Annotated in this window: 3 protein-coding genes; 2 read left to right on the top strand and 1 reads right to left on the bottom strand. The window is 39.6% G+C overall.

Features of this window, described 5'->3' with window-relative positions; genetic code table 11:
- A partial coding sequence (locus QZZ43_RS10910) for a histidine kinase dimerization/phospho-acceptor domain-containing protein (protein WP_291858972.1) occupies window positions 1-1,855 on the bottom strand: 1,855 nt, incomplete at its 3' end.
- Window positions 1,856-2,501: 646 nt separating this feature from the next.
- Here QZZ43_RS10910 and QZZ43_RS10905 point away from each other — a divergent pair.
- Entirely contained in the window at window positions 2,502-3,377 is an 876-nt protein-coding gene (locus QZZ43_RS10905; RefSeq protein WP_291858969.1) for an ABC transporter ATP-binding protein, read from the top strand.
- A gap of 539 nt (window positions 3,378-3,916) precedes the next feature.
- A partial coding sequence (locus tag QZZ43_RS10900; protein WP_291858967.1) for a hypothetical protein occupies window positions 3,917-4,168 on the top strand: 252 nt, incomplete at its 3' end.

Raw genomic sequence — 4,168 nt, 5'->3', positions numbered from 1 at the left:
AACGAATGCTTTTTGCATCCTGAACTATCAGGTTTTGCGAAATGTTGCGGATGTTATCCAGGAGGGCATGTAAATCAAATTGTTCTTCCTTTATTTTTAATTGTCCCGATTCAATTTTTGAAATGTCGATGATATCGTTAATAATGTTAAGTAAATTTTCTCCACTGTTTTTGATGACTCTGAGATATCTGTATCTCTCTTCTTTATCGGTCAGGTCATTTAAAATAAGATCGGTAAATCCCAGAATGGCATTCATGGGGGTACGAATCTCATGCGACATATTGGCCAGAAAGGCTGATTTTAATCGGTCACTCTCTTCTGCTTTCTCTTTGGCTTCCTTAAGCTGGTCTTCAAATTCTTTCTGAGATTGAATTTCTGTTATGGTTCCAACCATACGTAACGGTTGATGCTCTACGTTTTTTTCGATTATTTTGCCATGCACGGAAAACCAAATATAATGGTTGTTCCTATCCAAAAGACGTGCTTCACACCTAAAAACAGTTGCTCGTCCTGTTTTATGCATTTGATAAGCTTCCGATACCTGCTGATGGTCATCCGGATGAAAAAGATTGGTGTAATTGGTTGTCTTAAAGTTTATTTCATTGGGGTTGTTGTATTTTAGCAATTTGGCGAATCTCTGGCTCAGGAAAACTTCTCCATTGATAAGGTCCACGTCCCAAAGGCCTTCATTAGCTCCTTCCAGAGCCATTTCCAAACGGCTTTCGCTGTGCGTGAGTTCTTTTTCAACTTTTTTCCGTTGGTTGATTACTCTGAGAAGCACAATAATTACAATGATAAGAAAACTAAGAATGGAAACCAGAATAATAATTTCCTGCTTGAACCGTTCAAAAGGATTGTCAGGTTTGTTAAGCAGAATTCCCGGGGGCACTAGTTTGGAGAAATTTAAAGCATTCCTGTTTGCTTGTCTGTAATCCAGGGCAAGAATTTTTCTGGCTGGGGTCAGCCACGAACGAGTGAAAGAGCCCTCCAGCATTTCTTTTATTATTTTTGCCGCTTCACGTCCCTGGTCTATACCTCTGACTACCACACCGCCAACAATAAAATCTTCGAAAAGAAAGTCCCAGTTGCTGTAAACAGGAACCTTGCAGTTTTCAATAATCAAAGGAGCTTCCTGTACCATTTCGCGTGCAAATCCTTCTCTGTTAATGTAGAGACTGAGCAGGTAAACAGCCTTTTGGCCCGGACAAATAGCTTGTAGTTCTGCAGAAAGTTGTTCAGGGTTTTCTGCGTAAAGCAACCGGTATTTAAGTTCCGGGTGGTGGTGGTCAGCCACCTTAATAAACTGGTCACTAAATATCCTTCCCGATATGGTGGAATCCGATATTACAATTAATTCTTCAAGGTCGGGTTGGAGAATTTTAATGACTTTAAGCGTGCTGTCTATATCGATTTGTTCTTCCACACCTTTAAAGCGCAGGGTATCCAGGTCGTATCCTTTAATGTTGTTATTGCCACAGAAAGATACGGGCACATCTCCCCATATTTCATCTCCATACTGAAGAAAAAAATCAAAGGCATTATTATCGCTGATTATTACCCCGTCAATATTAATGGACGAGTATTTTTTTGAGAAAACCCTGTCCAGGCTTTGCAGATAATCGTCACTTTGAAATCGCTTGGAATCCATATATTCCACAAAAACCCTGTAATTCTTGTCGCCCGAAAACTCTTCAAGCACCCCTTTGGTGATATCAGCAGTCCATTTAAAGGTAGGGTGGTAAGAATTCAGCAGTACAATATCTTTAAAGTGATCCTGGGCTGCCGGGGAACCGATGGAAAAAAACCAAAGTAGAATGGAAAGTAAAATTTTTATAGGAATTTGTTTTTGAGACATACCGGAATGTTTCGTTTTATGAAAAGGTGCCTGAATCATAAAATATTGACCTGGGAATTTTGAAAACAATGATAGATTGCTTCACCTGGTTCGCAATCATATAGTTTATTCTTTGTTTATTGGGTATGTCGGAGCCTGGAATCCCCGCCACGGGCTACTGACTATAAATTACTGACTGATTTACTTTTAAGTGTTTATGAATAGGTTTTAAAAGAAAATATCAATAATTACTCTCAGCTTCCTTTAAAACTGTCAACTTGTTTCTTCACAACTCCTATGTCTAATTTGACGGATTTTCTGATTTTTTTGATTGATGGAGGAAGGTTTTTAAGAAAATGATTCCTTCTTCTTCTTCCAATATGTCAAGTTACACCTTGGTTTTTGGCTGGGGTAAGGTTTAAAAGTGCTTGTTCTGGATAATCTTTTAACTCTCCATACTATATGCTATTAAAAGTATATAAATTTTTTATATGCGCCAAGAAGCCGCTGGAAGTATTTGACTAATTGCCAGTTTTGTGCGAAAACGAACACCCCTCTGTTTGTTATCGTACAATTTTATGTCAAACACATTTGCTTTAAATTTCTGATTTTGTTTAATTTGCTTTTTCTGGTTCGGTTGTTGAATGAGCATTAGAAATGTTTTCTTTTGGAACTACAAATAAAAAACCTTAGCAAGATTTACGACAATGGTCATCAGGCCTTGAAGGACGTAAACCTAACCATTCAGGAGGGTATGTTTGGGCTTTTGGGGCCCAACGGTGCCGGGAAATCTACCTTGATGCGGATCCTGGTGACACTTCAGGAGCCCGGCCCGGGCGAGGTGACGATTGATGGTTATTCACTTTCGCATCACCGCAGGGAAATCCGACAGATGATTGGTTACCTTCCTCAGGATTTTCGTTTTTTTCCAAAACTAAAGGCTTGGGAATTTTTGGATTATGCTGCTTCACTATCTGGAATAAAATCTAAGAAAGAACGCACCAAAGAAGTTGACAGGCTGTTGGAGCAGGTTGGTTTACTTGAAGCACGTGAGCGGTTTGCCAATAAACTGTCAGGTGGTATGAAGAGACGTTTGGGGATTGCTCAGGCTTTGATAGGAAATCCACGATTGATTATTGTTGATGAACCTACCACCGGACTGGATCCAGAGGAGCGTATCCGCTTCCGCAATATTCTCAGCAACCTGAGTCAGCAGGGTGTTATTATTATTTTATCCACACATATTGTGGCTGATATTTCCAGTACGTGCAGTGCTATGGCACTTCTCGACAACGGTGTAGTGAAATATCATGGCAGCCCTGATGATTTTGTTTTCCAATCTAAAGGGCAAGTGTGGCGTGCTTCCGTAGGGTTTGATGAACTTAAAATCCTGAAAGACCAATACCCGGTAATCACCACTATTCCATCCGTCAATGGCTATGAGGTGGAAATGATATCCTCGCAAAAACCGATGGAGGGGGCCGAGAATATTGAGCCCGGACTGGAGCATGCTTATGTTTGTTTTATGGAGAATAATGTTTAACCATAGATTGTTAGATTTTTAGAAGCTGGAAGTAATTACAATTGTCCCTTAGAAAAAGCTTAAGCGCAGAGGCGCATGGTTTTTATTATGAGCGAGTTGCGGTCGATTTGTCTGGTTTTTTAATGGATTAATTTACAACTGTTTGCAATACAGAAGCTTGGGGATAACGGAGTATTGAAATTATCATTTTACCGTTTATGGTAAGGAGGTGAAGTATAGATATTTAAATTCGTTGGGTAAGAATTTTATATTTGTGAATAATTCTGTCCTAATTGAATATCTTGAACGTACTGACTGGCTTAACTGGGGCTGACCTTGGCAGTTAAGCCTAAAAACAAGGTCAGGGTTTAGGGATGAAATTCTTTTGAGGAAAATATTTAGTTCACTATTGATTTGTGAGCATTATTGTCCGGAGAGGATTTTTTCTTGAATAAGGATTGCTTCGCCTTGTTCGCAATGCCCTGCGAATTCCGACTATTCGGGAGAGCAATCATCAATTTGTTAAACGAATAACAACGAAAATTATCATCAATTAAAAAATGAGAACCAACCCCTCACATAAATCCATGACCACTCATTCTGAAAGTTTTTCCACTGAATCTCTTTTGAAGAGGTTCTTTTCTTTCTTTTATTACATTTCCAAAGTTGGGCAATTCGAAGCACGAATATTATGGCGGAGCTGGTTGTTTCGGATTTTCTCGGTACTCATACTGGGCATTCTGGTTCTGTTTGACTTATTTGGTGTGCTTGGGTTGGCTGATTCAGAGGCCTGGGGTGGGCGCTTTATTCCG

Origin of the sequence: Marinilabilia sp. (assembly GCF_016278715.1) — a bacterium.
Taxonomy (GTDB): Bacteria; Bacteroidota; Bacteroidia; order Bacteroidales; family Marinilabiliaceae; genus Marinilabilia.
Note: the sequence above shows the minus strand (reverse complement) of the source record. Positions and strands in the feature narration are given on the sequence as shown.